This is a genomic window from Brevibacterium sp. UMB1308A, from assembly GCF_030230605.1.
Taxonomy (GTDB): Bacteria; Actinomycetota; Actinomycetes; order Actinomycetales; family Brevibacteriaceae; genus Brevibacterium.
This window is the reverse complement of record NZ_JASPDO010000003.1, coordinates 122,644-146,341: the sequence shown is the minus strand read 5'-3', so window position 1 is coordinate 146,341 and position 23,698 is coordinate 122,644. Positions and strand designations below refer to the sequence as shown.

The 23,698-nt window shown below is 57.3% G+C and carries 21 protein-coding genes and 1 tRNA gene; 17 read left to right on the top strand and 5 right to left on the bottom strand.

What is annotated here, in order from left to right; translation table 11 throughout:
* Window positions 1-15 precede the first annotated feature (15 nt).
* On the top strand, window positions 16-1,416 hold the full coding sequence (locus QP868_RS03045) for an amidase (RefSeq protein ID WP_284925182.1): 1,401 nt from the start codon (window positions 16-18) through the stop codon (window positions 1,414-1,416).
* A gap of 58 nt (window positions 1,417-1,474) precedes the next feature.
* On the opposite strand, the gene QP868_RS03040 is transcribed toward QP868_RS03045, so the two are convergent.
* Window positions 1,475-2,680: a zinc ribbon domain-containing protein gene (locus QP868_RS03040; protein WP_284925181.1), complete on the bottom strand. Its 1,206-nt coding sequence runs from the start codon at window positions 2,678-2,680 to the stop codon at window positions 1,475-1,477.
* Between the two features lie 108 nt (window positions 2,681-2,788).
* Between QP868_RS03040 and QP868_RS03035 the strand changes: the two genes are divergently transcribed.
* The gene (locus tag QP868_RS03035) at window positions 2,789-3,976 is read left to right on the top strand and encodes a cell division protein PerM (protein WP_284925180.1); all 1,188 of its coding nucleotides are present in this window, start codon (window positions 2,789-2,791) and stop codon (window positions 3,974-3,976) included.
* Here the strand turns inward: QP868_RS03035 and QP868_RS03030 are convergent.
* Complete coding sequence (locus QP868_RS03030; RefSeq protein WP_284925179.1) at window positions 3,965-4,402, bottom strand: cyclin family protein; 438 nt, start codon at window positions 4,400-4,402, stop codon at window positions 3,965-3,967. The two genes, QP868_RS03035 and QP868_RS03030, sit on opposite strands and share 12 nt — an antisense overlap.
* A gap of 57 nt (window positions 4,403-4,459) precedes the next feature.
* Between QP868_RS03030 and purN the strand changes: the two genes are divergently transcribed.
* The 6 genes from purN (at window position 4,460) to QP868_RS03000 (ending at window position 9,585) form a co-directional block, all read left to right on the top strand.
* The gene (purN, locus tag QP868_RS03025) at window positions 4,460-5,074 is read left to right on the top strand and encodes a phosphoribosylglycinamide formyltransferase (RefSeq protein WP_284925178.1); all 615 of its coding nucleotides are present in this window, start codon (window positions 4,460-4,462) and stop codon (window positions 5,072-5,074) included.
* Window positions 5,067-6,599 carry a bifunctional phosphoribosylaminoimidazolecarboxamide formyltransferase/IMP cyclohydrolase gene (purH, locus tag QP868_RS03020; RefSeq protein ID WP_284925177.1) on the top strand — a complete coding sequence of 511 codons (1,533 nt, stop codon included), beginning with the start codon at window positions 5,067-5,069 and terminating at the stop codon, window positions 6,597-6,599. Before purN ends, purH begins: the two co-directional genes overlap by 8 nt.
* 52 nt (window positions 6,600-6,651) lie before the next feature.
* Window positions 6,652-6,921: a hypothetical protein gene (locus QP868_RS03015; RefSeq protein WP_284925176.1), complete on the top strand. Its 270-nt coding sequence runs from the start codon at window positions 6,652-6,654 to the stop codon at window positions 6,919-6,921.
* Between the two features lie 76 nt (window positions 6,922-6,997).
* Window positions 6,998-8,116: a CaiB/BaiF CoA transferase family protein gene (locus QP868_RS03010; protein WP_284925175.1), complete on the top strand. Its 1,119-nt coding sequence runs from the start codon at window positions 6,998-7,000 to the stop codon at window positions 8,114-8,116.
* 10 nt (window positions 8,117-8,126) lie between these two features.
* Complete coding sequence (locus QP868_RS03005) at window positions 8,127-9,260, top strand: acyl-CoA dehydrogenase family protein (protein ID WP_284925174.1); 1,134 nt, start codon at window positions 8,127-8,129, stop codon at window positions 9,258-9,260.
* Window positions 9,261-9,402: 142 nt separating this feature from the next.
* Window positions 9,403-9,585 (top strand): antitoxin, encoded by a 183-nt coding sequence (locus tag QP868_RS03000; protein WP_284925173.1) that lies wholly within the window; start codon window positions 9,403-9,405, stop codon window positions 9,583-9,585.
* A gap of 66 nt (window positions 9,586-9,651) precedes the next feature.
* On the opposite strand, the gene pcrA is transcribed toward QP868_RS03000, so the two are convergent.
* Both pcrA and QP868_RS02990 read right to left on the bottom strand, forming a co-directional pair.
* Window positions 9,652-11,961: a DNA helicase PcrA gene (gene pcrA, locus QP868_RS02995; protein ID WP_284925172.1), complete on the bottom strand. Its 2,310-nt coding sequence runs from the start codon at window positions 11,959-11,961 to the stop codon at window positions 9,652-9,654.
* Between the two features lie 81 nt (window positions 11,962-12,042).
* Window positions 12,043-12,402, bottom strand: coding sequence for a hypothetical protein (locus QP868_RS02990; RefSeq protein WP_284925171.1), 360 nt, complete (start codon window positions 12,400-12,402; stop codon window positions 12,043-12,045).
* Window positions 12,403-12,453: 51 nt separating this feature from the next.
* Between QP868_RS02990 and QP868_RS02985 the strand changes: the two genes are divergently transcribed.
* From QP868_RS02985 to pth, 5 genes are all read left to right on the top strand, one after another.
* Window positions 12,454-12,525: transfer RNA gene (locus tag QP868_RS02985), tRNA-Gln, on the top strand.
* A 27-nt stretch (window positions 12,526-12,552) separates the two neighbouring features.
* Window positions 12,553-14,004, top strand: a complete 1,452-nt coding sequence (gene glmU / locus QP868_RS02980) for a bifunctional UDP-N-acetylglucosamine diphosphorylase/glucosamine-1-phosphate N-acetyltransferase GlmU (RefSeq protein WP_284925170.1) — start codon at window positions 12,553-12,555, stop codon at window positions 14,002-14,004.
* Window positions 14,001-14,972, top strand: coding sequence for a ribose-phosphate diphosphokinase (locus QP868_RS02975; RefSeq protein WP_284925169.1), 972 nt, complete (start codon window positions 14,001-14,003; stop codon window positions 14,970-14,972). The genes glmU and QP868_RS02975 overlap by 4 nt, the downstream gene beginning before the upstream one ends.
* A gap of 212 nt (window positions 14,973-15,184) precedes the next feature.
* Window positions 15,185-15,841, top strand: coding sequence for a 50S ribosomal protein L25/general stress protein Ctc (locus QP868_RS02970; protein ID WP_284925168.1), 657 nt, complete (start codon window positions 15,185-15,187; stop codon window positions 15,839-15,841).
* Between the two features lie 61 nt (window positions 15,842-15,902).
* Entirely contained in the window at window positions 15,903-16,487 is a 585-nt protein-coding gene (pth, locus tag QP868_RS02965) for an aminoacyl-tRNA hydrolase (RefSeq protein WP_284925167.1), read from the top strand.
* Here the strand turns inward: pth and QP868_RS02960 are convergent.
* Window positions 16,484-17,203, bottom strand: coding sequence for a rhomboid family intramembrane serine protease (locus QP868_RS02960; RefSeq protein ID WP_284925166.1), 720 nt, complete (start codon window positions 17,201-17,203; stop codon window positions 16,484-16,486). The two genes, pth and QP868_RS02960, sit on opposite strands and share 4 nt — an antisense overlap.
* A gap of 31 nt (window positions 17,204-17,234) precedes the next feature.
* On the opposite strand from QP868_RS02960, the gene mfd reads away from it, so the two are divergent.
* Genes mfd through eno form a run of 4 tightly spaced genes read left to right on the top strand, consistent with a single transcriptional unit; the run spans window position 17,235 to window position 23,678 of the window.
* Entirely contained in the window at window positions 17,235-20,843 is a 3,609-nt protein-coding gene (gene mfd / locus QP868_RS02955; protein WP_284925165.1) for a transcription-repair coupling factor, read from the top strand.
* Window positions 20,840-21,628, top strand: a complete 789-nt coding sequence (locus QP868_RS02950; RefSeq protein WP_284925164.1) for a MazG nucleotide pyrophosphohydrolase domain-containing protein — start codon at window positions 20,840-20,842, stop codon at window positions 21,626-21,628. The genes mfd and QP868_RS02950 overlap by 4 nt, the downstream gene beginning before the upstream one ends.
* A complete protein-coding gene (locus QP868_RS02945) occupies window positions 21,606-22,355 on the top strand; it encodes a tyrosine-protein phosphatase (RefSeq protein WP_284925163.1) in 750 nt (249 codons plus the stop codon). Before QP868_RS02950 ends, QP868_RS02945 begins: the two co-directional genes overlap by 23 nt.
* Before the next feature lie 42 nt (window positions 22,356-22,397).
* The gene (eno, locus tag QP868_RS02940; RefSeq protein ID WP_284925162.1) at window positions 22,398-23,678 is read left to right on the top strand and encodes a phosphopyruvate hydratase; all 1,281 of its coding nucleotides are present in this window, start codon (window positions 22,398-22,400) and stop codon (window positions 23,676-23,678) included.
* Window positions 23,679-23,698: the final 20 nt, after the last annotated feature.

Sequence of the window (23,698 nt, the reverse complement as noted above, 5' to 3'; positions counted from 1 at the left end):
AGAAAGGAGCACATTATGCTGGCGGATCTGTCCGCTCAAGAAGCAACAACTGGATACGCAAACGGGGAGTTTAGCCCAGTTGATGTGCTCGATGCGGTCGCGGAGCGCATCGCTGCGTGCGAACCCACTATTAACGCGCTGTGGGACAACGCTACGGCAGACGGGCCAACCATGGAACGCACGCGAAAAGCGGCACAGGAGTCAGCCGAACGCTGGCAGCGTGGCGAAGCTCTGAGCGTCCTGGACGGTGTGATGGTCACGGTGAAAGAGAACATTGCGCGTGCCGGGGTCGCGATGCCGTCAGGAACCCAGCCGGGCTCACGCACCCCAGAGAAGGACAACGCGCCAATTGTGGATCGTCTGGAAGAAGCCGGGGCCGTCATCGTGGGTTCGACCGTTATGCCAGACTGGGGCATGCTGTCCTCTGGGGTGTCTTCACTTCACGGGATCACACGTTCGCCCATCAACCCGGACCTGACAACGGGAGGCTCGTCTTCTGGTGCTGGTGCAGCTGCTGTTGCAGGCTATGGCCCGATACACATCGGTAGCGACATTGGTGGTTCGATCCGCCTTCCTGGAACGTGGCTGGGACTGGCGACTCTTAAGCCCAGTTTTGGTCGAATTCCGCTTTCCGTGCCGTATCAGGGACGTTGCGCGGGCCCGCTTGCGCGTCGCATGAGTGACGTGATTGCTGCGATGGACATCATTGGGCGTTCCGATTCGCGCGACTATTCCCAACTTCCGCCGTTTGAAGGGCCTTATCAAACCAGTTTTGATCCTGCTTCCGTGCGCGTGGCCGTGCATGTGGACGCTGGGTGCGGAATGGACGTTGATCCGCAGGTCGCCGAGGTGGTGCGAGGCGCTGCCCGCGCGTTCGAGGCGGCGGGTGCGCAGGTGGAAGAAATTGCACCGTTCATGGATGACGAACTGCTGAGCCTCATTGATCTGTTCTGGCGTGTGCGGTCGTACAACGACCTCATGAAACTCAGCGAAGAAGACCGTGCCCACGTGCTTCCGTATGTTGTGCAGTGGTGTGAAGCTGGGGCCGATGTCAGCGGTCCCGAACTCATGGACGCGTACAACTCAATTCATAGGATGCGGAAACGCACGGTGAGCGCAACTGAACCATATGACCTAGTGTTGTCGCCGGTGGCTCCGGTCGCGGCGTTTCCAGCTGAGTGGCCAATGCCGTTTAATGATCCCACGCAGAGCATGGGACACACGTCGTTTACTGTGCCGTACAACATGTCGGAGCAGCCGGCGTCCACGGTGCACGCTGGTTACACGGACGACGGGCGCACGGTGGGAGTGCAGGTTGCGGGGCGTCGTTTTAACGATCCGTTTGTTCTGTCTGCATCGCTGTGGTTGGAACAGGCCCTGAACGTGGAGCTTCCGGCGCGTACCGTGGGAGTGTAGCCAGAAGCATGTGGGCCCCCGGACGTAGCGTCCGGGGGCCCACATGTGTGAACTACGGTCAGTAGTCCTCAATTTTTACGGAGTCTCCGTCAATGATGACCTTTCCGGACATCTTGAACTTTTGGTTGCTGGTTGACTTCCATGCGTTCTTTCCAGCCTGCTTTGAGTCGGCTGTAAACGAGGCTTCACCATCCTCTTTAGTGAAGTACACTCCACTTCCCAGGGTTCCGGAGTACGAAACGTAGATCTTAGGGCGCTTTTTGAGCTTCCAGTGAACGTCGCCGTCTTTGACGTCGTCCTTAATCTTTAGGCCCTGAGATTGTGAGTTCGTGTCGACGGAGAAAGGACATCCTTTTGGAGCGAAACTGCCCGACTTGATGCACTTGTCGAGTTTTTTGTTGACGAGCTTTTCAACCTGTTTATTCAGTTCGTCTTTGACATCTGTGCGCAGTCGGATCTCTTGTGGCTCTTCTTTGTCTTCTTCGCTGAGGAAGCCCAAGGAAAAGGATTGCGTGTCCCCGGTCAGGAACTTACTCTCAGGCGTTTCAACCTCGTATGTGCCGGGGAATACTGCGAACACGGTGGCTCCGGGTTCAACGTTGAGTTCTTCACCGTTGACCTTGATCTTGTCGGAAGGTGATTCGAGGGTCACAGGCTGAACCTGGGGGCCCTGCATCTGCCAGTCGTCGAAGAACAGGCCCTTTTTGCCTTTCTTTTCGGCGTGCAACTTCACGGAATGTTCTTGACCGCTGATGGTGTATGACAAGCCGATTTGTGCGGTGTCGCCCCTGCGCTCAACGTCATCGACCTTAACGTCGGTGATCTTGTCGGGAGACGACTCAATAAAACGAGGGTCAAGGAGTTCTTCGCGCGCACCCTTGGGCACGCGAACCTTGGCGATTTCGTTGGCTTCTTTCATGTCGCCAGCGTTGACGGCGTCAGCGTATGACTGTGCGAGGGCCTGAGGGCTGTGCTGTTGTTTGTTGACAACATTGACCACGACGATCCCAGCGACAACCAGAAGGATGACACCTGCAACTGCGGCGAGCGAAATAATGAGTGGGGCCTTGGAAGATTTCTTCTTTTGTGGCCCAGCTTGAGGGTTCGCATAACCTGGGGCGGGCGCCGGCCGAGGTGGCTGATTAGGTCCCGTTCCCATGGGAGTTTGAGGTGTGGAACCTGCGCCGTTTGGCGTTCCGTTGTGCTGCGGTGGCCGGGGTGGCTGTGGCGGCATGCCAGGGGGAAAGTTATTCCCTGAACTCATATAATCCTCACAAAACGTCTATATATACCGTCTCCAAGGTATCATGCAGGCTTTAAACCGGGTGTGTCTTAATTGGAACACCCGTTGCTGGGACGGCAAGATGTATGTGTGCCAAAGACTTCCCAATCGTTCAATGAGTTTGCCCGGCCTGTGGGGCTCGGTGCGCTGGCGGGCGCCCGTGTCCTCATCGTTTTTGTTCTCAGCGCATTGGGTTTGTCGTTTGTGATGTGGCTGGTGGCGGTAGCCAAGATGTTGCCTATCTCCACGATTCCTGACTGGGCCACGCGCGGTGCGTTAGCGGCTTTCGGGTTCCCGTTCGAACAGGCCGATTTTGTTTTGAGTTTGCCCCCGACGTTGCTTTCGCTCGTAATCGCGTGGCAGATGTATCGCGCAGGTAAGTCGCTACGTGCAGAAGACAGTGTTTCTTCCGAAGACTTGCTGAGAACTCAGCTGTTACGGCTGGCTGGCCTGTCACTGAGCGTTCTTCTTGTCATTGTGGTTGCGGTTGTGGTGAGCGGGGCCCCCATTACTGGGCTTGCTGTTTTCCGCAACATTATTCTTCTTGTCATCGCTCCGGCTTGGGGCATCCGTATAGGTGCTGAACATGTGGCACGCTGGTGCGACGATCGTTTGAGTTTTGCATGGGGAGATGCTGTAGACGGTTCAGTAGCACTTGTTGCACGTCTGCTTATTGCTCTTATTGTTGCCGCACATGTTGTTTTTGCGGTTGCCGTGTGGAGGAATTTTTCCACCGCCGCCGAGGTCGTTTCTTCATACAGCGCGCCTGCGGTTGCCGCTGTTGGGCTCGGCATTGTGCAGGTTATGTTTGCGCCTACCGTGTGGGCTGCGACTCTGACATGGGTGACAGGGTTTCCACTTCACTTGGGTGGTGACATCCATGCTTCAGCGATGTCCGGGTTCGAAGGTCCACTGCCTGCTATTCCGAGTTTTGCGGTCATCCCGCACTCACCACATCCGGAAGGAATCGCGTTGGTGGCTGTTCCCATTGTTGTCGTTGCCTTAGTGGTTGCGTTTTCGGATATGGCGACGCTGCAGAATTCCGTGGTTGCAGGTATCCAAGCGTTGTGTGCCTTAGTACTCGCGTCGTTTTTCTTCTTTGGTGGAATTGGCCCGGGAGGCTTGCAAGCTACGGGTGTGGTTCCGTGGACGTTTGTGGTGGCAAGCGCTGTTTGGCTGATAGCTGGGGTTGGTCTTGGCTTAGGGATGAAAAAACTGCGCGACTTTTATGTCTCGACGTCTACTTCTCAGCACTCGGATTCACAATCAGCTGGGTAGAGGCTGTCCGGTTATCTGCTTGTAGAGCTCCTCGACGCCTTGTTTGTATTCCGTTTGACACGCAACGCTGGCTTCTTGAGTGATGGCAGATGTGGTGCATTCTTCGAGGGACTTTTGTGTGGGGTACAAGACGAGCGTTCCAGCGGCGGCCAGGATGCTCATCACCGAGGCGACCACACCGATGACTGAAAACACCAGCATTGGGGCAGGGCCCTTAGTTTTCACACAAGCGATGAACAGGCGGATACCCCAAATGAGAGCTCCGATTGAAAACACGCCTGCGAGCAAGGAAAACGGCAAGCGGTAGAAAGAGAACATGAAGGAAAGCGCGCACAGGGCTAAAAATGTGTAGCCCAAGCGCCGGCGTTTCTTCTCATCGTGTCCGATGGAGGTGTTTTCAGTCGTTTCATTCTTGGGAGGCATCACGTGTCTAAGTGTGGCACACGAACTCGAGCGGTGAACCGCAAGGCTTAGAATGGCGACGTGCGTATTCTTCTGTTGGCTTCTGGTTCAGGGACACTCACCCAGGCGGTTTTGGACGCTGCCGGGCCCTACAGCGTTGTCGCAGTGGGGTCAGATCTTCCTGACGCCCCGGTTTTGCAGCGTGCTGAGCAGGCGGGTGTCGATGCGTTTAGTGTGGATTTTTCTTCGTATGCGGATCGTGCGGAGTGGAACCGAGCGCTCGCTGATGCGGTTGCGAGCTATCAACCGGACTGGATCGTGTCAGCTGGGCTGATGAGGATTCTAGGACCAGAGTTTGTCTCAAGGTTTGCAGGCACCATCATCAACACGCACCCGGCTCTTCTCCCAAGTTTTCCGGGGGCCCACGCGGTGCGCGATGCCCTGGCCCACGGAGTCCAGGTGACCGGTACGACTATTCACCTCATCGATGAGGGTGTGGATACTGGCCCCATTATTCGTCAGTTTCCCATTGACATCCGTCCCACTGACACTGAAGAAACCCTTCACGAAAGAATTAAAGAAGTCGAGCGGGAACAACTCGTGCGACTTCTGTCCGACTTGGCGACGCACACGCTGACCCTCAACGGGCGTCGCGTCACTCTCACACCATCAGAAAGCGAGTCCTCACGTGTCTGAACAACGCCCTATTCGCCGCGCTCTTATCAGTGTTTTTGACAAGACCGGGTTAGAAGAATTCGCTCAGAGCCTGGCTTCCGCGGGAGTCGACATTGTTTCGACAGGCTCAACAGCGTCGACGATCGCGCAGGCCGGTGTCGCGGTCACCAAAGTGGAAGAGCTCACCGACTTCCCTGAGTGTCTTGACGGGCGCGTCAAAACGCTTCACCCACGTGTTCACGCGGGGATCCTCGCTGACACCCGCAACCCCCACCACATGACGCAATTGGCAGACCTGAACATCGAAGCGTTTGACCTGGTTGTGGTGAATCTCTACCCGTTTAGTGAAACTGTCGCCTCCGGTGCAGGGTATGACGACTGTATTGAAAAGATCGATATCGGTGGCCCTTCCATGGTGCGGGCCGCTGCGAAGAACCACGCGTCCGTGGCGATCGTGGTAGACCCCGCTGACTACTCTTCTGTTGTTGAAGCTGCACAGGGTAGCGGCTTCACGCTCGAGCAACGGACTGCTCTTGCGGCTAAAGCGTTCGCACACACCGCAACCTATGACGTTGCAGTTGCGTCGTGGTTCGCTTCACACAGCGAAACTCCGGAGTTCTTTGGGGCTACGGGAGAGTTGAAGTCCGGTTTGCGTTACGGCGAGAACCCACACCAGGAAGCACGCGTGTACGCAACTGGTGGGGGCCTGGCATCTGCCAAGCAGTTGCACGGAAAAGAAATGTCGTACAACAACTACCAAGACACGGATGCTGCAGTGCGCACGGCCTATGACTTCGACGAACCCGCAGTGGCAATCATTAAGCACGCCAACCCGTGTGGGGTCGCGGTGGGGACAACAATTGAGGAAGCTCACGCACGTGCCCATGAGTGTGATTCGGTTTCTGCTTTCGGTGGGGTCATCGCGACAAACCGGCCAGTGACTGTGGCACTTGCGGAGCAGATCGCCCCTATTTTCACCGAGGTCGTTGCCGCTCCGTCCTTCGAAGAAGGTGCCGCTGAGGTTTTGCAGAAAAAGAAGAATATCCGCCTGTTGGAACTGGGGGATGTGTCGTTTGCTCCAACAGAGTTCCGATCGATCAGCGGCGGGATCTTGGTTCAGGAACGTGACGTGTACCAGGCCCCAGGCGACAACCCAGACAACTGGACGTTGGCTACTGGCGAACCTGCCGATGACGCGACACTCGCTGACTTGGTGTTTGCATGGCGCGCGGTCCGGTCGGTGAAGTCCAACGCAATTCTGTTGGCAAAAGACGGTGCTTCTGTGGGTATTGGAATGGGGCAGGTCAACCGGGTTGATTCGGCCCGTTTGGCAGTATCGCGTGCCGGTGAGGAGCGCGCTCGCGGATCTGTTGTGGCGTCTGACGCCTTCTTCCCGTTTGCTGACGGTTTGGAAGTGCTCATCGAGGCTGGCGTGCGTGCGGTGGTGCAACCTGGTGGGTCGATTCGAGATGAAGAAGTGATCGAAGCTGCACGCAAGGCAGGATTGACGCTCTATTTGACGGGTACTCGCCATTTCTTCCACTAAAAAAGCTCGGACGAAACGACGAGGCCGCGGGCCTATTTCCAAACGGTGGATCGTGTGGAAACGCAGGTTCTCCAACCCCACCGGCCGTGATTGGGTCTTGTTGGTGACCCTGCTGTGGATTCTGGTGGCTTGCGCACTTGCGTTTGTGAGCGTGCTCTACACGGCGGCATGTTTAGCGCTCTGCCTGGTTGGGCTGGCGTGTGTGCGTTTGAGCCCGTGGAATTCGTGGTGGAGTAACCGCAGCATGATCGCCGATGTAACCACGCTGATGATCCTGGCCGGCTTAGTGCTGACACTCGCGCTGACGGTCCCTGGCGTGTAAGCATTTTGTCCGACTAGCTGGACACTCGTGTTCGGGAGAAACTGAATGTTCTAGCCCAGGCTGGGACAATTGATGTATGTCACATTCACCGTTTTCTGGCGTCACAATCGTAGATTTTTCACGAGTGCTTGCCGGTCCCTACGCGACCGCGATGTTTGCTGATCTAGGTGCTGAGGTCATCAAGATCGAAATCCCCGGCGTGGGCGACGACGCGCGACACCTGGGTCCCTTTAAAGACGGAGAGAGCGTCTACTTCTCTGGCCTTAACCGCGGAAAGAAATCGGTTGAAATCGACCTGAAGTCTGATGAAGACCGTGCGCGTTTGGATGCTCTTCTCGAGCGTGCCGACGTTGTGGTTGAAAACTTCCGCCCCGGCGTTGCTCAGAAGTTGGGTATTTCAGCTGAACAGTTGCGTGCTAAGCGTCCTGAATTGGTGTACGCATCTATTTCTGGTTACGGGCAGGCCGGTAGCTTCGCCAAGAGCCCAGCGTATGACACCGTGGTTCAAGCACGTAGTGGCCTCATGGCGGCTACGGGGACAGCTGAAAGTGGACCTACGCGTGTAGGGGAGTCGATTGCTGATGTCGCAGCCGGAAACCTTGCAGCCTTTGGGATCGCGTCTGCTCTGTACAAGCAGAAGGTCACCGGCGAGGGTAGCCATGTGGACATTCCCATGTACGATGTGCTGGTTTCGATGCAGCCTACCAACGTGGCGGTGTACGACTCGACGGGTGAGGCGCCGGTTCCTTCAGGGAACGCTCACCCCGTCACCGCGCCTTTTGACACCTACCAGGTGTCTGATGGGCTCATTGTTATTGCGGTGGCAAACGACCGCCTGTTTGCTCACCTCGCTGAAACCCTTGAACGGCCTGAGCTCGCAACCGACGAACGTTTCCTCACCGACCCCAAGCGGAAGGCGAACGAAGAGGATCTCCGCGCCGAAATCGAGGAAGCTCTCAAATCCCACACTGTTGATTCGGCACTGGAGCTCCTCGGTACGAACGGAATCCCGTGCTCAGCGGTACTGGACTTGAAACAGAGCCTCGAGTCCGACCTCGGCCGGGAACGCGACCTCATCCGCACTGACGAACGCACAGGCCACCGCTATGCGGGACACCCACTGCTCTTTGACGGCGAGCGGCCAGTCGCTGAGCTGCCGGTTCCCCGCCTGGGTGAACACAACGACGAAATTTAGGAGGAAGCACATGTTTGGTGTATCTGACGACGAGAAGATGCTCATCGAAGCCGTCGAGGAGCTATCGAACGAAGTTCTGGAACCCCAAGCCGCGAAAACCGACGAAACTGAAGAGATTCCTCACGACGTCATTAAGGCGCTCGCGAACATGGGAGTCATGGGACTTAACCTGCCAGAAGAGTACGGTGGTCCAGGAATCAGCTCGGTCGCGATGACCCACATGGTCGCTGCAGTCGCTGGCGGATGTGGTTCGACCGCGTCGATCGTCACCGCGCACTACCTGGCCACAGACTCTGTGCTGATTGGCGGAACCGACGAACAGAAGAACGCCTACTTGCCACGTGCTGCCAGCGGTGAAGTCATTGGTGCATTTGGTCTCACCGAGCCCGGCGCAGGTTCTAACCCAGCCGAAATGAGCACAAAAGCCGTGCGCACTGACAACGGTTGGCACCTCAAGGGCACCAAGCACTTCATCACGAATGCTGGGTTCGCTGACTTTGTCGTCGTGTACGCCATCACTGACCCCGAGGCCGGCCACCGCGGAATCTCGGCCTTCCTGGTCGACACCGCTAAGGTCGAAGGCATTGTGGTCGGTGGCCACGAAAAGACGATGGGTCTGCGCGGATCACCCGTGTATGAAATCTCGTTCGACTGCGAACTGCCTGCAGACGCCCTACTGGGTGAAGAAGGCCAGGGCTTTAAGACCGCCATGAAGGTCCTGGACCGAGGTCGTATCGAAGTTGCCGCGATGAGTATCGGTATTTCGCGCAAGGCTATGGAGCACGCTGTTGCATGGTCCAAGACTCGCCACATCAACGGCAAACCTATTGCGGCCCTTCAGGCGATCGCTTTCAAGCTTGCTGACATCTACGCGCGCTACCAGCAGGCATTCCTCGTCACAATGGACGCCGCGCACTCGCGTGACACGGGCGAAGACTTCACCATCAAGTCGGCAACCGCAAAACTGGTGGCATCTGAAGCCGCCGCGTTCATCACGGACGAAGCTCTGCAGATTCACGGTGGTTACGGCTTCACCAGGGACTTCCCGCTCGAGCGCTACGCCCGTGACGTCCGAATCTTCCGCATTTACGAGGGCTCCTCGGAGATTCAGCGGACCATCATCGGGCGCCAGCTCACACGCTAGCTGAAGGAACGGCGAAGAAAACCTGAACGTCACGTGAAAATCGCAAGGTTTTCTTAAGGGGCGGTTGTCTCACAAGCTACTCGATGGAAATGTTGGAGACAGGTTGCTGATCGCAACTGTCCACGTAATACAAGGAGGATTAATGGGACTCGGAGACTTCGCAGACAAGGCAAAGGACGCAGTTAATAGCGAAAAGGCTGAAGGCGTTACCGACGACGCACTCGACAAGGGTGCTGACTTCGCTAACGACAAGACCGGTGGCAAGTTCGAAGACCAGGTTAACCAGGGTCGCGACGCTGCTGACGGCAAGCTCGGAAACGAGTAAGAACACACGTTCTTCTCAAAAGGGGCGGGAGCATAGAGCTCCCGCCCCTTTGCTGTGTCTGGGATCTTAGAGTTTTTGCACTGGCGCGTAGCGCATGAGTAACCGTTTGGTCCCTTCTGAACCAAAGTCCACGTGCGCAACGGTTTTATCGCCCGAGCCCGTCACTTCGACGACAGTTCCCAAACCAAAGGAGTCGTGGGACAGAGTATCCCCAACTGCGACCTCGGGAACCTCCCTTTGCGGCCGGATCCGCGAACCGGACCTGCCTACGGAAGCTGCCGTGCGTCCTCCCGAGGTGTACCGGCCAGCTGACAGCGAACGGTTAGCTGAGCTCGCAACAGGCGCAGCAACCGTGCCGGTCGACTGCCAATCGATCAGCTCCTCTGGGATCTCTTGCAGGAACCTACTGGGCGGGTTGTAGGACGACTGGCCCCACATGGACCGGGTTTCTGAGCGAGACACAAAGAGGCGCTGCATTGCGCGCGTAAGACCCACATAGGCCAAACGACGTTCTTCCGCCAGTTCCGTAGCGCTGGTAAACGAGCGCTGGTGCGGGAACGTGCCATCTTCTAAACCGGTGAGGAACACCACGGGGAACTCTAGGCCCTTGGCTGTGTGCAAAGTCATGAGGGTGATTTCGCCGGCGTGAGAGTCTGGAACAGAGTCGGCATCTGCGGTCAGTGAGACGCGCTCGAGAAAGTCATTGAGCGTAGCTTCCGGTTGTGTGTGCTGGAAGTCCTCAGCAACCGCAACCAACTCCGCGAGGTTGTCCACCCGTGATTCATCCTGAGGGTCGGTACTGCGGTTCAGTTCGTCTAAGTAGCCTGTTTGCTCCATGATCGCTTCAAGGACGCGGGACGGCTGAGCGCCCTGGGACGCTTCGAGGAGATCACTCAAGAGTTTGGCAAACGACTGGAGCGGCCCCAGCGTTCGTTTTGTCATTCCGGGGGCCTCTTCAGCGCGGAGGAGTGCGTCATAAAAGCTGATGCGTTCGCGGTTTGCAAGTGCCGCAATAAAGGCTTCGCCACGGTCACCGATTCCACGCTTAGGAACGTTGAGAATACGGCGCAGATTCACATCGTCGGACGGGTTAGACAAAACGTGAGCATAGGCCAGAACGTCTTTGATTTCCTTGCGCTCATAGAAGCGGGTTCCACCAACCACCTTGTATGGAAGGCCTGCCCTCACCAGGGCATCTTCAATGGCCCGTGACTGAGCGTTAGTGCGGTAGAAAACAGCGAAATCGCCGTACGTGAGGTCCGATTCGTCCATGAGTTCGTCGATCGTGTCCACGATGAACTGCGCTTCTGCGTGCTCAGTAGAAGCGACCCACCCCACCACTTTTTCACCGCTTCCTTGGTCTGTCCACAAGTTCTTGTCGCGACGGTCGTCGTTGTTCCGAATGACCGCGTTGGCAGCCGAAAGAATGTTTTGCGTGGACCTGTAGTTCTGTTCGAGAACGATCGTCTGTGCGTGGGGGAAGTCTTTTTCAAACTCCACAATGTTGCGAACAGTGGCTCCTCGAAACGCGTAGATCGACTGGTCGGCGTCACCAACCACGGTGAGCTGGCCGGTGGGCTCTGGCAGGTCCGCGCCGGCAAGTACCCGGATCAGCGCGTATTGAGCCGGGTTGGTGTCTTGATACTCGTCGACGAAAATGTGCGTGAAGCGTGCACGATAGTTGCGCGCGATTTCGGGGTTGTGCGTGAGCAACCGCACGGTTTCCATGATGAGGTCGTCAAAATCGTACGCGTTAGCTACTGCCAAACGTTCTTGATACCGGCTGTACACCCGCGCAGTCGCTTGCTCTAACGGATTGTTTTCCTTAGCTGTGGCTTCGAAGTCTGCTGCGGTCACACATTCGTTCTTGAGATTTGAAATGCGATTCCGAAGGGTCTTGGGCGCGAACTTTTTGGGGTCGAGGTCGAGCTCTTTTGTCACCTGCGTGATGAGTCGTAAAGAGTCTTGCGCGTCGTAGATGGAGAAATTCGATGTGCGATCCCGTGCTTCGCGTCGCAGAATGCGTACACAGGCGGAGTGAAACGTAGAGATCCACATGCCACGTGCCCGTTCGCCCACCAGGGAGGTGACACGGTCGAGCATTTCGCGAGCAGCCTTGTTCGTGAATGTGATCGCAAGAATCTGCCCGGGGTGAGCTTGGCCAGTCGCCAAAATATGCGCAATCCGTCGTGTGAGAACGGTCGTTTTTCCTGACCCAGCACCTGCAACGATCAACAGCTCCGAACCTGAATGCGTGACGGCCTGTCGCTGCTGCGGGTTGAGATTTTCCAGAAGTTCTTCCTGGTGTGGTGCGGTGTGTGCTTCCGGTTCTTCGGGTTGTGAATCGGATTGCGAATCAAGGAAGTCAAAATTCATGATGTTTCACTTTTAAGCGACGGGGAGCTGATACACAAACGAGCGACACCGCGCGGGTGTCGCTCGTTGAAATGCAGGCTGTTACAGCGTTACTGCAACGATGACCGCGATGATTGCGAACACACCGGTCAAGTGAGCCATTGTGGCTGACGGCTGCGGTCCATCGGCTTGGTCGTGAGCCTTCTGCTTGCGGTTGCCAATGAACGCGAAAACGGTGACCAGAATCGCTAGGACCAGTTTGATTCCGATCTTCATGTGGTTGGCCCCACCCATCGCTTCAGCGATACCCACAAGGGCCAGACCGGTCACCAACTGCAGGAAGGAAGCGTGCAACATGCCTGCCACGACACGTGGTGAACGCATGTATGTAAAGTAACCACCAACGATGATGGCCATGCCGACAAGGTGCAAAATAAGCAAAATGCTACGCAGAATTTCCATGTTTCCCATCTTAATGGCAAGATAGAAAAGCCTTGTTCATCGTATGAACAATCCGCCCTGGTGTAATGGCAGCACGCCGGCCTTTGGAGCCGTGCAGTCTAGGTTCGAATCCTAGGGGCGGAGCTAGCGTCGCTAGTTCAAGGAGTGCACATGACGCAGCAGTCGCCAGCTGCCGTAATCGTTCTCGCCGCTGGAGCGGGAACCCGTATGAAGTCCTCCACGCCCAAGGTGATGCACCCCATTGGTGGTCGCTCACTGCTGCACCACGCCGTCGATGCGGCTGCGGGGGTCAACCCAGATCACCTGGTGGTCGTTTTGCGCCACGAGCGCGACCGTGTGGGTGAGCACGTTGCAAACATTGCGCAGGCGCGTGAATGCGCGGTGCTGGTTGCCGATCAGGACGACGTTCCAGGCACCGGGCGCGCAGTCGAATGTGCACTCACACAACTTCCACAAGACCTCACTGGAACGGTTGTTGTGACCTACGGTGATGTGCCCCTCTTGGAAGCGGACACCATTCACGACCTCGTTGCGTTCCACGAAGAACACTCCAACGCTGTCACGGTGCTGTCTGCTCACGTGAAGCAGCCTCGTGGTTACGGTCGCATTGTGCGCGACGCAACCGGGACGCTTGAAAAGATCGTGGAAGAAAAAGATGCCACGGAACAAGAGCGCGCAATCACTGAAATCAACTCCGGAATCTATGCATTTGACGCAGGAGTTTTGCGCACGTCCTTGGCTGCTGTCGGAACGGACAACGCACAGGGCGAAAAGTACCTCACGGACGTTATTGGGATCGCTCGTTCTCAAGGTTCGGCCGTGGCTGCTTTGGCTATTGACGACGTGTGGCAGGTTGAAGGCGCAAACGACCGCGTGCAACTTGCGACCCTTGGAAAAGAACTCAACCGGCGCACTGTTGAGAAATGGATGCGCGCCGGTGTCACGGTCGTTGACCCAGACACCACGTGGATTGACGCAGACGTGACATTGAACCCAGACGTGACCATCCTGCCTGGCGTTCAGCTTCACGGGGCTTGTGAAATCGCTTCGGGAGCTGTGATTGGCCCGGACACCACTTTGGCGGACACCGAGGTTGGAGAAGGCGCGCAGGTGATTCGGACTCACGCTCAGCTCGCTGTTGTGCGAGCAGGTGCCACGGTAGGTCCGTTTGCGTACTTGCGACCCGGAACTGACCTGGGCGAAAACGGTAAGATCGGAACGTTTGTCGAAACGAAGAACGCTCAGATCGGAACCGGTTCCAAGGTTCCGCACCTCACATATGTTGGAGACGCGACTATCGGCAAGAACTCCAACATTGGTGCTTCGAGTGTTTTTGTGAACTATGACGGTGTGAACAAGCACCGCACTGTGGTGGGCGACAATGTGCGAACAGGGTCCGACACCATGTTCGTTGCACCTGTGACTGTGGGCGACGGAGCATACTCCGGGGCCGGAACGGTGATCAGGAAAGACGTTCCTGCGGGTGCGCTCGCAATTACGGTTGCACCTCAGCGTAATATTGAGGAGTGGGTGGTTAAGAACCGACCTGGAACCCCCGCTGCCGACGCTGCTTCTGCCAATAAGGAGACGGACGAACAGTGAACTCGATTACCGCCGCAGGAGAAAAGAAACTCGTTCTCGTTTCTGGGCGTGCACACGAAGAACTAGCTCAACAAGTCGCAGAAAACCTGGGCACTGAACTGCTCCCAGCTGATGTGTACAACTTTGCGAATGGCGAAATCTATGTTCGCTTTTCGGAATCGGTACGCGGTTGTGACGCGTTCGTTCTTCAGAGCCACTGTGCACCCATCAACGAATGGTTGATGGAACAGCTCATCATGGTTGATGCTCTCAAACGCGCATCAGCAAAACGGATCACTGTCATTGCCCCATTCTTCCCGTACGCGCGTCAAGACAAGAAGCACCGCGGACGCGAACCTATTTCAGCTCGTCTGGTAGCTGACTTGTACCGCACCGCCGGGGCCGACCGTATTATCACTGTGGATCTCCACACTGCTCAGATCCAAGGGTTCTTCGACGGTCCTGTTGATCACTTGGTGGCTCTGCCAATTCTGTCTGACTATGTGCGCAACAACTACGAGCAGCCTCTCGCTGTTGTTTCCCCGGATGCGGGACGCATTAAGGTCGCTGAAAACTGGTCAGCTGCTCTAGGTGGTTGCCCGCTGGCCTTTATCCACAAAACTCGCGATATTGACCGCCCAAACCAGACAAAGGCTAATCGCGTGGTTGGTGACGTCAAGGGGCGCATGTGCGTTCTAGTTGACGACATGATCGACACCGGTGGGACCATTGTGCAAGCGGCTGAGGCGTGTATGGCTGAAGGTGCAAAAGGCGTGGTCATCGTGGCTACGCACGCTGTGTTCTCCGGTCCTGCTGTTGAACGGTTGAAGAACTCGGTTGCGAACGAAGTAATCGTGACTAACACTCTCCCTTTGAGCGAAGAAAAGGTCTTTGACAAGCTCACGGTTCTGTCAATCGCCCCGTTGCTGGGTCGTGCAGTTCACGAAGTGTTCGAAGACGGATCAGTCACGAGCCTGTTCAACATCTAACAACTCACAGACTTAAAGTAACGAGCCTAGGCGCACGCGTTCAACGAACGCGTGCGTGTGCTTTTGCGCTTGTGTCGAGTCACCGTATAGAATGTTTCTCGCCTCGGCGAGGGAGGAAAAACTTCTCCGTTATCGACGCGGTTATTCGTGAAGGTGTTATCTGACCGCGAAAACTGTCGCCGTGGTTTGGATAAACCACACGAAAGGACATCATGGCTGACATTAAGCTCGAAGCCGAACTCCGTGAAAACTACGGTAAGGGATTTGCCCGCCGTACCCGCGCCGCTGGACGTGTTCCCGGCGTTCTCTACGGCCACGGAAACGAACCCGCGCACCTCTCATTTGACGGCCACGCCATCATGATGGCGATGAAGAACCCAAACTCGCTGGTCGAAATCGCAACCGCTGACGGCAAGCTCAAGAGCCTCGCTGTTGCTCGTGACATCCAGCGTCACCCCGTTCGTCGCGACATCATCCACGTTGACTTCATCATCGTTAAGCGCGGTGAAAAGATTGAGGTTGAAATCCCAGTTTCACCTGTGGGCGAAGCAGCTCCTGGAACTCTTGTTTCGGTCGAAACTCAGACCTTGCGTGTTCTGGCCGACCCAACCCAGATTCCAGAACTCTTCGAACTGTCGATTGAAGGCCGTAAGGTCGGTGAACACGTCTTCGCTAAGGACGTGGAGCTGCCAGAAGGCGTCGAACTGATTGACGACGACGACATGATGCTCATCCACGTTGCAGCTGAAATGACCGAAGCTGAACTCGAATCCGAACTTGAATCCGAGGCAGTGGACGAAGAAGTTGCAGCATCAACTGGCGCTGAGCCTTCAGACGAAGCTGCTGGCGAATCCTCGGACGACGAGTAATCGCCGTAAACTGAGTGGGGTGTGCATGTCGCACACCCCACTTTTTTAACCGAAGGACGGCATGCGCTACCTCATTATTGGTCTGGGAAACCCGGGGCCACGTTACGCGAATACCCGGCACAACATTGGGCACATGGTGCTCGACGAACTCGCCCGCAGGTGCGGGGCCACTCTGGTATCTACGAAAACCCGTGCTTTAGCGGCCAGTGTGGGCGACCTCGGCGGGGTTGTGGGAACAAAGGCCGTTCTGATGAAGTCCGCAACCTACATGAACGATTCCGGGATTCCGGTGCGCCAGCTTGCCGACTTTTATTCGATTGACCCCGACCACGTGATCGCAATCCACGACGATGTGGACCTGCCGTTTGACTCGATCAAACTGAAACTGGGTGGGGGAGAAGGCGGCCACAACGGCTTGCGTTCGATGAGCAAACACTTGGGCACGCGTGACTATTTGCGCGTGCGCGCAGGTGTTGGCCGTCCGCCTGGACGCATGGACACCGCGGACTATGTTTTGCAGAACTTCTCAAGCGCAGAACGCAAGGACCTGCCCATCTTTGTGTCCGACTGCGCCGACGCTGTTGAAGACCTGGTGCTCAAGGGGCTGACGGAAGCCCAACAGCGCTACCACTCGCGCCAGAACTAGTCGAGGTTCTTCAGTATCGCGTCGAGTTCCGGGTCCCCGGTGCCAGCTGTTTTCCCGCCGGGGGTGCCAGTGAAGCCGGCCCGAGGTCGTTGCGACTTCCTGCGTCCCGCCCAGGCGAGGATGAACCAGGCTGCGAAGACTCCGCCTAGCAGCCCAAACAGGTGTGCTTGCCACGAAATGTGGCCCAGGCGGGGGAGCACGCCAAAGAGCATGGCGCTTCCGTAAATCCCAATGACGAGCAGAGAAATGATTCCGCGGGCAATTCGACCTGACCATGTGCGGGCGAAGAACGCGGCCACTGCCAGATACCCAAAGTAGCCAAACACTAAACCAGACGCGCCAACCGTGAGAGTGCCCGGTTCGTTAACAAAGAACGTCCCCACTGCGCTGGTGACCATGACGATTCCGGTGACGGCCCAGAAGCGGACAACACCGTCGGCCACGACCAGTCCGCCTAAAACTAGGAATGGAAGCGAGTTCGCCAACAAGTGGGGCCACGAAGAGTGCAAGAAGGGCATGGTGAAGATCCCATACCAGTGCGAAAAGTCCCACGACCGTAACCCGGCGCCGTTGAAGCGGATGGGAATCACAAAGTCAGCAATGCGGATCACCCACATGGCCGCAAGCATGATGAGGGGAGACGCTAAGCGTTTTGCAATGTCGACCCCAATAGCGCCCAGACTGTCTTCGTCACCGGTTTTGTGCGACTGGCTCATGAAACAAGTGTTTCACAGGTAGACTAGCCGCGTGTCTTTGACGGGAATCTCTGCAAGCGTGACCGAACTGCCTGGCTTCAACCAAGCCGTTGATGCCCTCAACACAGATCCAGGAGGGTCTATCGATGTGGTGAAGGGCCTGTGGCCGTTCCTCATCGCTCAAGCTAGTGCAACTGCCCCCGTCGTCGCAGTGACGTCGACGGGCCGAGAAGCCGAAGAACTTACCGAAGCACTCGCCGACCACCTGGCTCCCTCATCTGTTGCGTTCTTCCCCAGCTGGGAAACCCTGCCACATGAACGCCTTTCGCCTCGGTCGGACACGGTGGGTAAACGCTTGTCCGTTTTGCGTGCACTCAGTCACCCAGGGGAACGCCCGCTGTCCGTTGTGGTCACCACGGTGCGTGCGCTCTTACAACCGATTGTTAAAGGGCTGGGAGATCTGGAGCCGGTCACCCTCAAAGTGGGTGACGAACACGACCTCACGGAACTCGCTGAACATTTGTCGCACTTGGCATATTCGCGCGTGGACATGGTGTCACGGAGGGGCGAATTCGCCGTCCGAGGTGGCATCATCGATATCTTCCCTCCCACCGAAGATTCGGCCCTGCGCGTCGAGTTCTTTGGTGATGAGGTAGAAGAGATCCGACGGTTTTCGGTTGCCGACCAGCGTTCGATCGAAGTCGAAGAAGGCGCGGAGACCCCGCATGTGTGGGCGCCACCGTGCCGTGAAGTCCTCTTGTCATCGAAGGTGCGTGAACGTGCAGCCGCCTTGGTAGAACAGATCCCAGCAGCTGCGGACATGCTTAACAAAATCGCTGACGGGGTTGCCGTAGACGGGATGGAGTCCCTGGCCCCGGTGCTAGCCGACGGTATGGAGCCTTTGTTGGCCCGCCTCCCCAGTACCACTCGCATTGTGGTGTTGTCCCCAGAACGCGTCGAAACACGGGCTGCAGACCTCGTGGCCACCACAGACGAGTTCTTGGCGGCCGCGTGGACGGCGACCGCCTCGGGAGGGGAAGCTCCCATTGACCTGTCCCCGGCGAGCTTCCGCACATTGGAGGAGACCCGCACGGCTGCAGACCAACTCAGCCTTCCATGGTGGGAAGTGGGCGGGTTTGCCCGCGATGAAGAACTGGTGGAGGCCACGGACAACCATGTCACAGTAGGCGCCCGCGAACCGCGCGGTTATGCGGGTGATGTTGAAGCGGTGCTCACTGACGTGCGCGACCACGTTTCGCACGCATGGAACGTGTACGTGCTCACAGAAGGTAAGGGCTCTGGCAGCCGACTCGTTGAAGTGTTCTCCGAGGCCGACATTCCTGCCCACTTTGAACCAGTCATCGAGGCGCCTGCGCCGGCGGCCACCGTGACCGTGACAACGGCTGCCACGTATGCGGGGTTTGTGAGTGAAAAGGCTAAACTGGCCGTCCTCACCGAATCCGAGGTGTTGGGCCGTTCCGTGCAGAACAGCCGGCAAGGGCGAAAGTCCCTTCCGCGCAGGCGTCGCCGTGGGCAGGTGGACCCGCTCGATCTGAAACCTGGTGACTATGTGGTGCACGAACAGCACGGGGTGGGACGCTTCGTGGAGTTGGTTCAGCGCACCACACGCAAAGGTAAGCAGTCCCTGACTCGCGAATACTTAGTGATCGAATACGCGCCGTCCAAACGCGGCCATCCGGGTGACCGCTTGTTCGTGCCGTCTGATTCGCTTGACCAGATCACCCGCTACGTGGGTGGGGAGAGCCCATCCGTGAACAAGATGGGCGGGGCCGACTGGGCGAAGACCAAACAGCGCGCTCGCAAAGCGGTCAAAGAAATCGCCGGCGAACTGGTGCGGTTGTACTCAGCGCGCATGGCCTCGAAAGGCTTCCAGTTCTCACCAGACACGCCGTGGCAACGGGAACTGGAAGACGCGTTCAGGTACGTCGAAACCGTTGATCAGCTCACCACGATCGACGAAGTTAAAGAGGACATGGAGAAGCCTCTTCCCATGGACCGGCTGATTTGTGGTGATGTGGGTTATGGAAAGACCGAGGTGGCAGTCAGGGCCGCTTTCAAGGCAGTTCAGGATGGCAAGCAGGTGGCTGTGCTGGTGCCTACCACCTTGTTGGTTCAGCAGCACTTTGAGACGTTTAGGGAACGGTACGCGGGATTCCCCGTCACGGTGGGTAGGCTTTCGCGTTTCCAAACTCCAAAAGAGTCACAGCAAACCAAGGACGACATTCATTCCGGCAAGCTCGATGTGGTGATCGGAACGCACCGTTTGCTTTCCGGTGAAGTGCGGTTTAAGAACTTGGGACTTGTCATCATTGACGAAGAGCAGCGTTTTGGAGTGGAGCACAAAGAGACACTTAAAGCTATGCGCACCAATGTGGACGTGTTGGCCATGAGCGCGACTCCGATTCCGCGCACGCTGGAAATGGCTGTGACGGGAATCCGTGAAATGTCCACGCTGGCCACTCCGCCGGAGGAACGTCACCCAGTGCTCACCTACGTGGGTAAGTACGAGGAAAAGCAGGTCACTGCAGCGATTCGTCGTGAGTTGTTGCGTGAAGGTCAAGTGTTCTTCATTCACAACCGGGTCCAGGACATTGACGCGGTAGCCACCCGGCTGGCTGAGCTGGTTCCTGAAGCTCGCATCGCTGTTGCGCACGGAAAAATGGGCGAACAGCAGCTTGAGAAAGTGATTGTGGACTTTTGGGAAAAGCAGTACGACGTGCTGGTGTGCACCACAATTGTGGAGACCGGAATCGACATCGCGAATGCCAACACGCTGATCGTAGACCGGGCTGATCGCATGGGTCTGTCCCAACTGCACCAGCTCAGGGGCCGGGTGGGCCGTGGACGGGAACGCGCCTACGCGTACTTCCTCTACCCATCGGACATCGAGCTGACCGAAACCGCTCACGACCGCCTCGAAACCGTTGCCGCCCACACCGAACTGGGTGCAGGTATGCAGGTGGCGATGAAAGACCTCGAAATCCGTGGTGCCGGAAACCTTCTGGGTGGCCAACAGTCCGGGCACGTCGAAGGCGTGGGATTCGACTTGTACGTGCGCATGGTGGGCGAAGCGGTCGCCAACTTTAAGGGCGAAGCAGAAGAAGAGCTCCCAGAAATGCGGATCGAGCTCCCCATCGACGCGCACTTGCCAACAAACTACATCGAACAGGAACGCTTGCGCTTAGAGGCCTACCGCAAACTCGCAACAGCGACCGATGAAGCCAGCGTTAACGAAGTCCTGGCCGAACTCACTGACCGCTACGGCCCTTACCCGCCAGAAGTCGCAGTGCTCGCTGATGTTGCCCGCTTGCGTATCCGGGCACGCGCCTCGGGCATCAGCGACATCGTTACGCAAGGAAACAACATTCGGTTCGGCCCTGTTGAACTCGCCGATTCGCAAGTCGTGCGACTCAAACGCCTCTACCCGCGGTCCCTCATCAAACCCGCGGTGCGTTCCGTGCTGGTACCCAAACCCACCTCGGGACAGGGATTCGCCGCCAGCGACGTCACTGATACAGCCCTGCTGGAATGGTGCATGAAGTTCCTCAACGCGATCCTGCCGGTCGAAAAAGCTGACAGTGGTGAGACGGCGGGCGATAGTGGAAATCCGGGCGGCGGTAGTGAAAAGGGGGAGTCGTGACGCGGTGGGAACCGGTCGACCCTGAGACCCTGTCAACGGCCGAGGTCGTTGCCTACTTGCGTGCCCGCTGCCCCTGGGCGGCCGCGCACACGCATGCCAGCCTGGCCCCGTACGTGCTTGAAGAAACGTATGAACTCCTCGACGCGATCGAGGAATACACCACAAACCCCAGCTCCACGACCCGTGAGGAACTTGTAGGGGAGCTGGGTGACGTGGCATATCAGGTCCTTTTCCACGCGGCGCTGCTCGACCAGCCCAACGCAACCCCCACCTCGGGGAGCCCACCTACCGGAAACTACGTGAGCCCCCGCGCCATCACCGAGGTGGCAGACAGGTTGCGTGCGAAGGTGGTTCGGCGGCACCCACACGTCTTTGAAACCACCGGACCAACCAGTATTGAGGACGTTGAACGGGCCTATGAACGCATTAAGGCCGAAGAAAAACGAGACGCGGGCGACGGTGACGCTGGGGACGTGTCCGCGGGTGATAACTTGGCACGTGAAGCGTGTGCGTCGATCCCAGCCAGTATGCCTGCGCTCGCAAGGACACAAACGGTGTTGGGCCGCTTGGACAGGGTGGACCTGAGCGTGGAGAGCAACGCGGATGTTGCCGGCGTGCCGGAGACTGAAGACGAAGATGTCACCGAAACCACAATCGGGCAGGAACTGTTAGCGGCTGTTCGCAAGGCCCACGCGAACGGGATTGACGCCGAAGGAGCTTTGCGTCGCGCCACCGACGCACTTATCGACGAAAGAGGTCAACGTGCACCAACCGACACGCATTGAGATCGGCGGAACGTTCAACTTCCGTGACATTGGAGGTTGGAACACACCTTTAGGGCAGGTCGTGCAACACAAAGTGTTTCGCTCGGACGGGTTGTCCGCCCTGACCGACGACGCACGGACGCGCCTTCACGAACTGGGCATCGTCACGGTGATCGACCTGCGTGAGGAACGGGAACGCACCAACGCGCCTAACGCGCTGGGGGACCTGCAGGTCAACCACATTCATGCGCCCCTGTTCGGTAACCGGCTTTACCCAGCGGATCGTGAAAGACCCGACCGGTTGGTGCTAGAAAAGCGTGACTTGGAAACTCTGTATGGTGTCTTGCTCGATCACTTCGCCATGAATGTCGCGCACGTGATTGACCTGGTCGCCAATGCCGAAGGTCCCTTGGTGTACCACTGTTCGGCCGGAAAAGACCGCACAGGGGTGGTCACGGCGTTCATCCACGAACTCGTAGGGGTTGCGCGTGACGACGTGGTGACCGACTACAACGCGACAGAACAGTTCCTTGGGGCGGAGTTTCTGGCCGCGATCAGTGCGAACTTTGCTAACGCTGGAATTGTGGCAAACCTGTCAGAGACCGCCACGCAAGCCCCACGCGTCTACATGGACAACATGTTGCGACGGGTAGACGAAGAATTTGGGGGAGTGGAAAAGTTTCTTTTGTCAGGTGGCATGGATGCAAAAACGCCGGACCTCCTCCGCCACAAACTGCTTGTGCATTAGAGTTACACGTGAAGCCTCTCGACGTGTGTATAAGGAGACACCATGGCACAGATCATTGCGGCGAACGCTCGTGAAATCCTAGACTCCCGCGGCAACCCCACTGTCGAAGTTGAGATCCTTCTGGAGGATGGAGCAATCGGTTCCGCATGTGTCCCCTCCGGTGCATCAACCGGTGAATGGGAAGCTGTTGAACTTCGCGACAACGACCCAGAACGCTACGACGGCAAGGGCGTCCTGTCCGCTGTTGACTCTGTCCTCGATGAGATTCACGACGCAGTTGCCGGTATCGAAGCCGATGACCAGCGCATCATTGACCAGACACTGATCGACCTCGACGGAACGCCAAACAAAGAACGCCTGGGTGCCAACGCGATCCTGGGAACTTCGCTGGCAGTAGCGCACGCGGCAGCCCGGTCGGTAGACCTACCGCTGTTCCGCTACTTGGGTGGCCCAAATGCGCACGTCATGCCTGTGCCCATGATGAACATTCTCAACGGTGGCGCACACGCAGACTCCAACGTTGATATCCAGGAATTCATGATCGCTCCAATTGGTGCAGCGACCTTCAGTGAAGCTCTCCAGTGGGGCGCCGAGGTTTACCACGCACTTAAAAAGGTGCTGAAGGCAAAAGGTTTGGGAACCGGCCTGGGCGACGAAGGTGGATTTGCGCCTAACCTCGAATCCAACGCGCAGGCCCTGGACCTCATCATCGAAGCAATCCAGGCCACCGGCCGCACACCGGGCAAGGACATTGCTCTTGCGCTCGACGTTGCATCCAGCGAATTCTTCAAAGACGGGTCGTACTCCTTTGAAGGTGCGCAGAAGTCTGCAGAAGAAATGACTGCGTACTACACCGAACTGGTGGAAAAGTACCCGCTGGTGTCAATTGAAGACCCACTGGACGAAAACGACTGGGACGGCTACGTCCACCTGACAGAAACACTGGGAGACCGGGTTCAGCTGGTTGGTGACGACCTCTTTGTGACCAACCCTGAACGTTTGCAGACCGGAATCGAAAAGGGTGCCGCCAACTCACTCCTGGTGAAGGTCAACCAGATCGGAACCCTGACAGAAACCCTGGAAGCAATCGAACTGGCACACTCCAACGGTTACACCACCATGGTGTCCCACCGTTCAGGTGAAACCGAAGACACCACGATTGCTGACCTGGCGGTGGCCACCAACGCCGGACAGATCAAGACCGGTGCACCGGCTCGTTCGGAACGCGTTGCTAAGTACAACCGTCTGCTCGTCATCGAAGAGTTTTTGGGAGACGCTGCCCGCTATGCAGGTGCGCGCGCATTCCCACGCTTCAACGGGTAGCCCGCACAACGGATAATCAA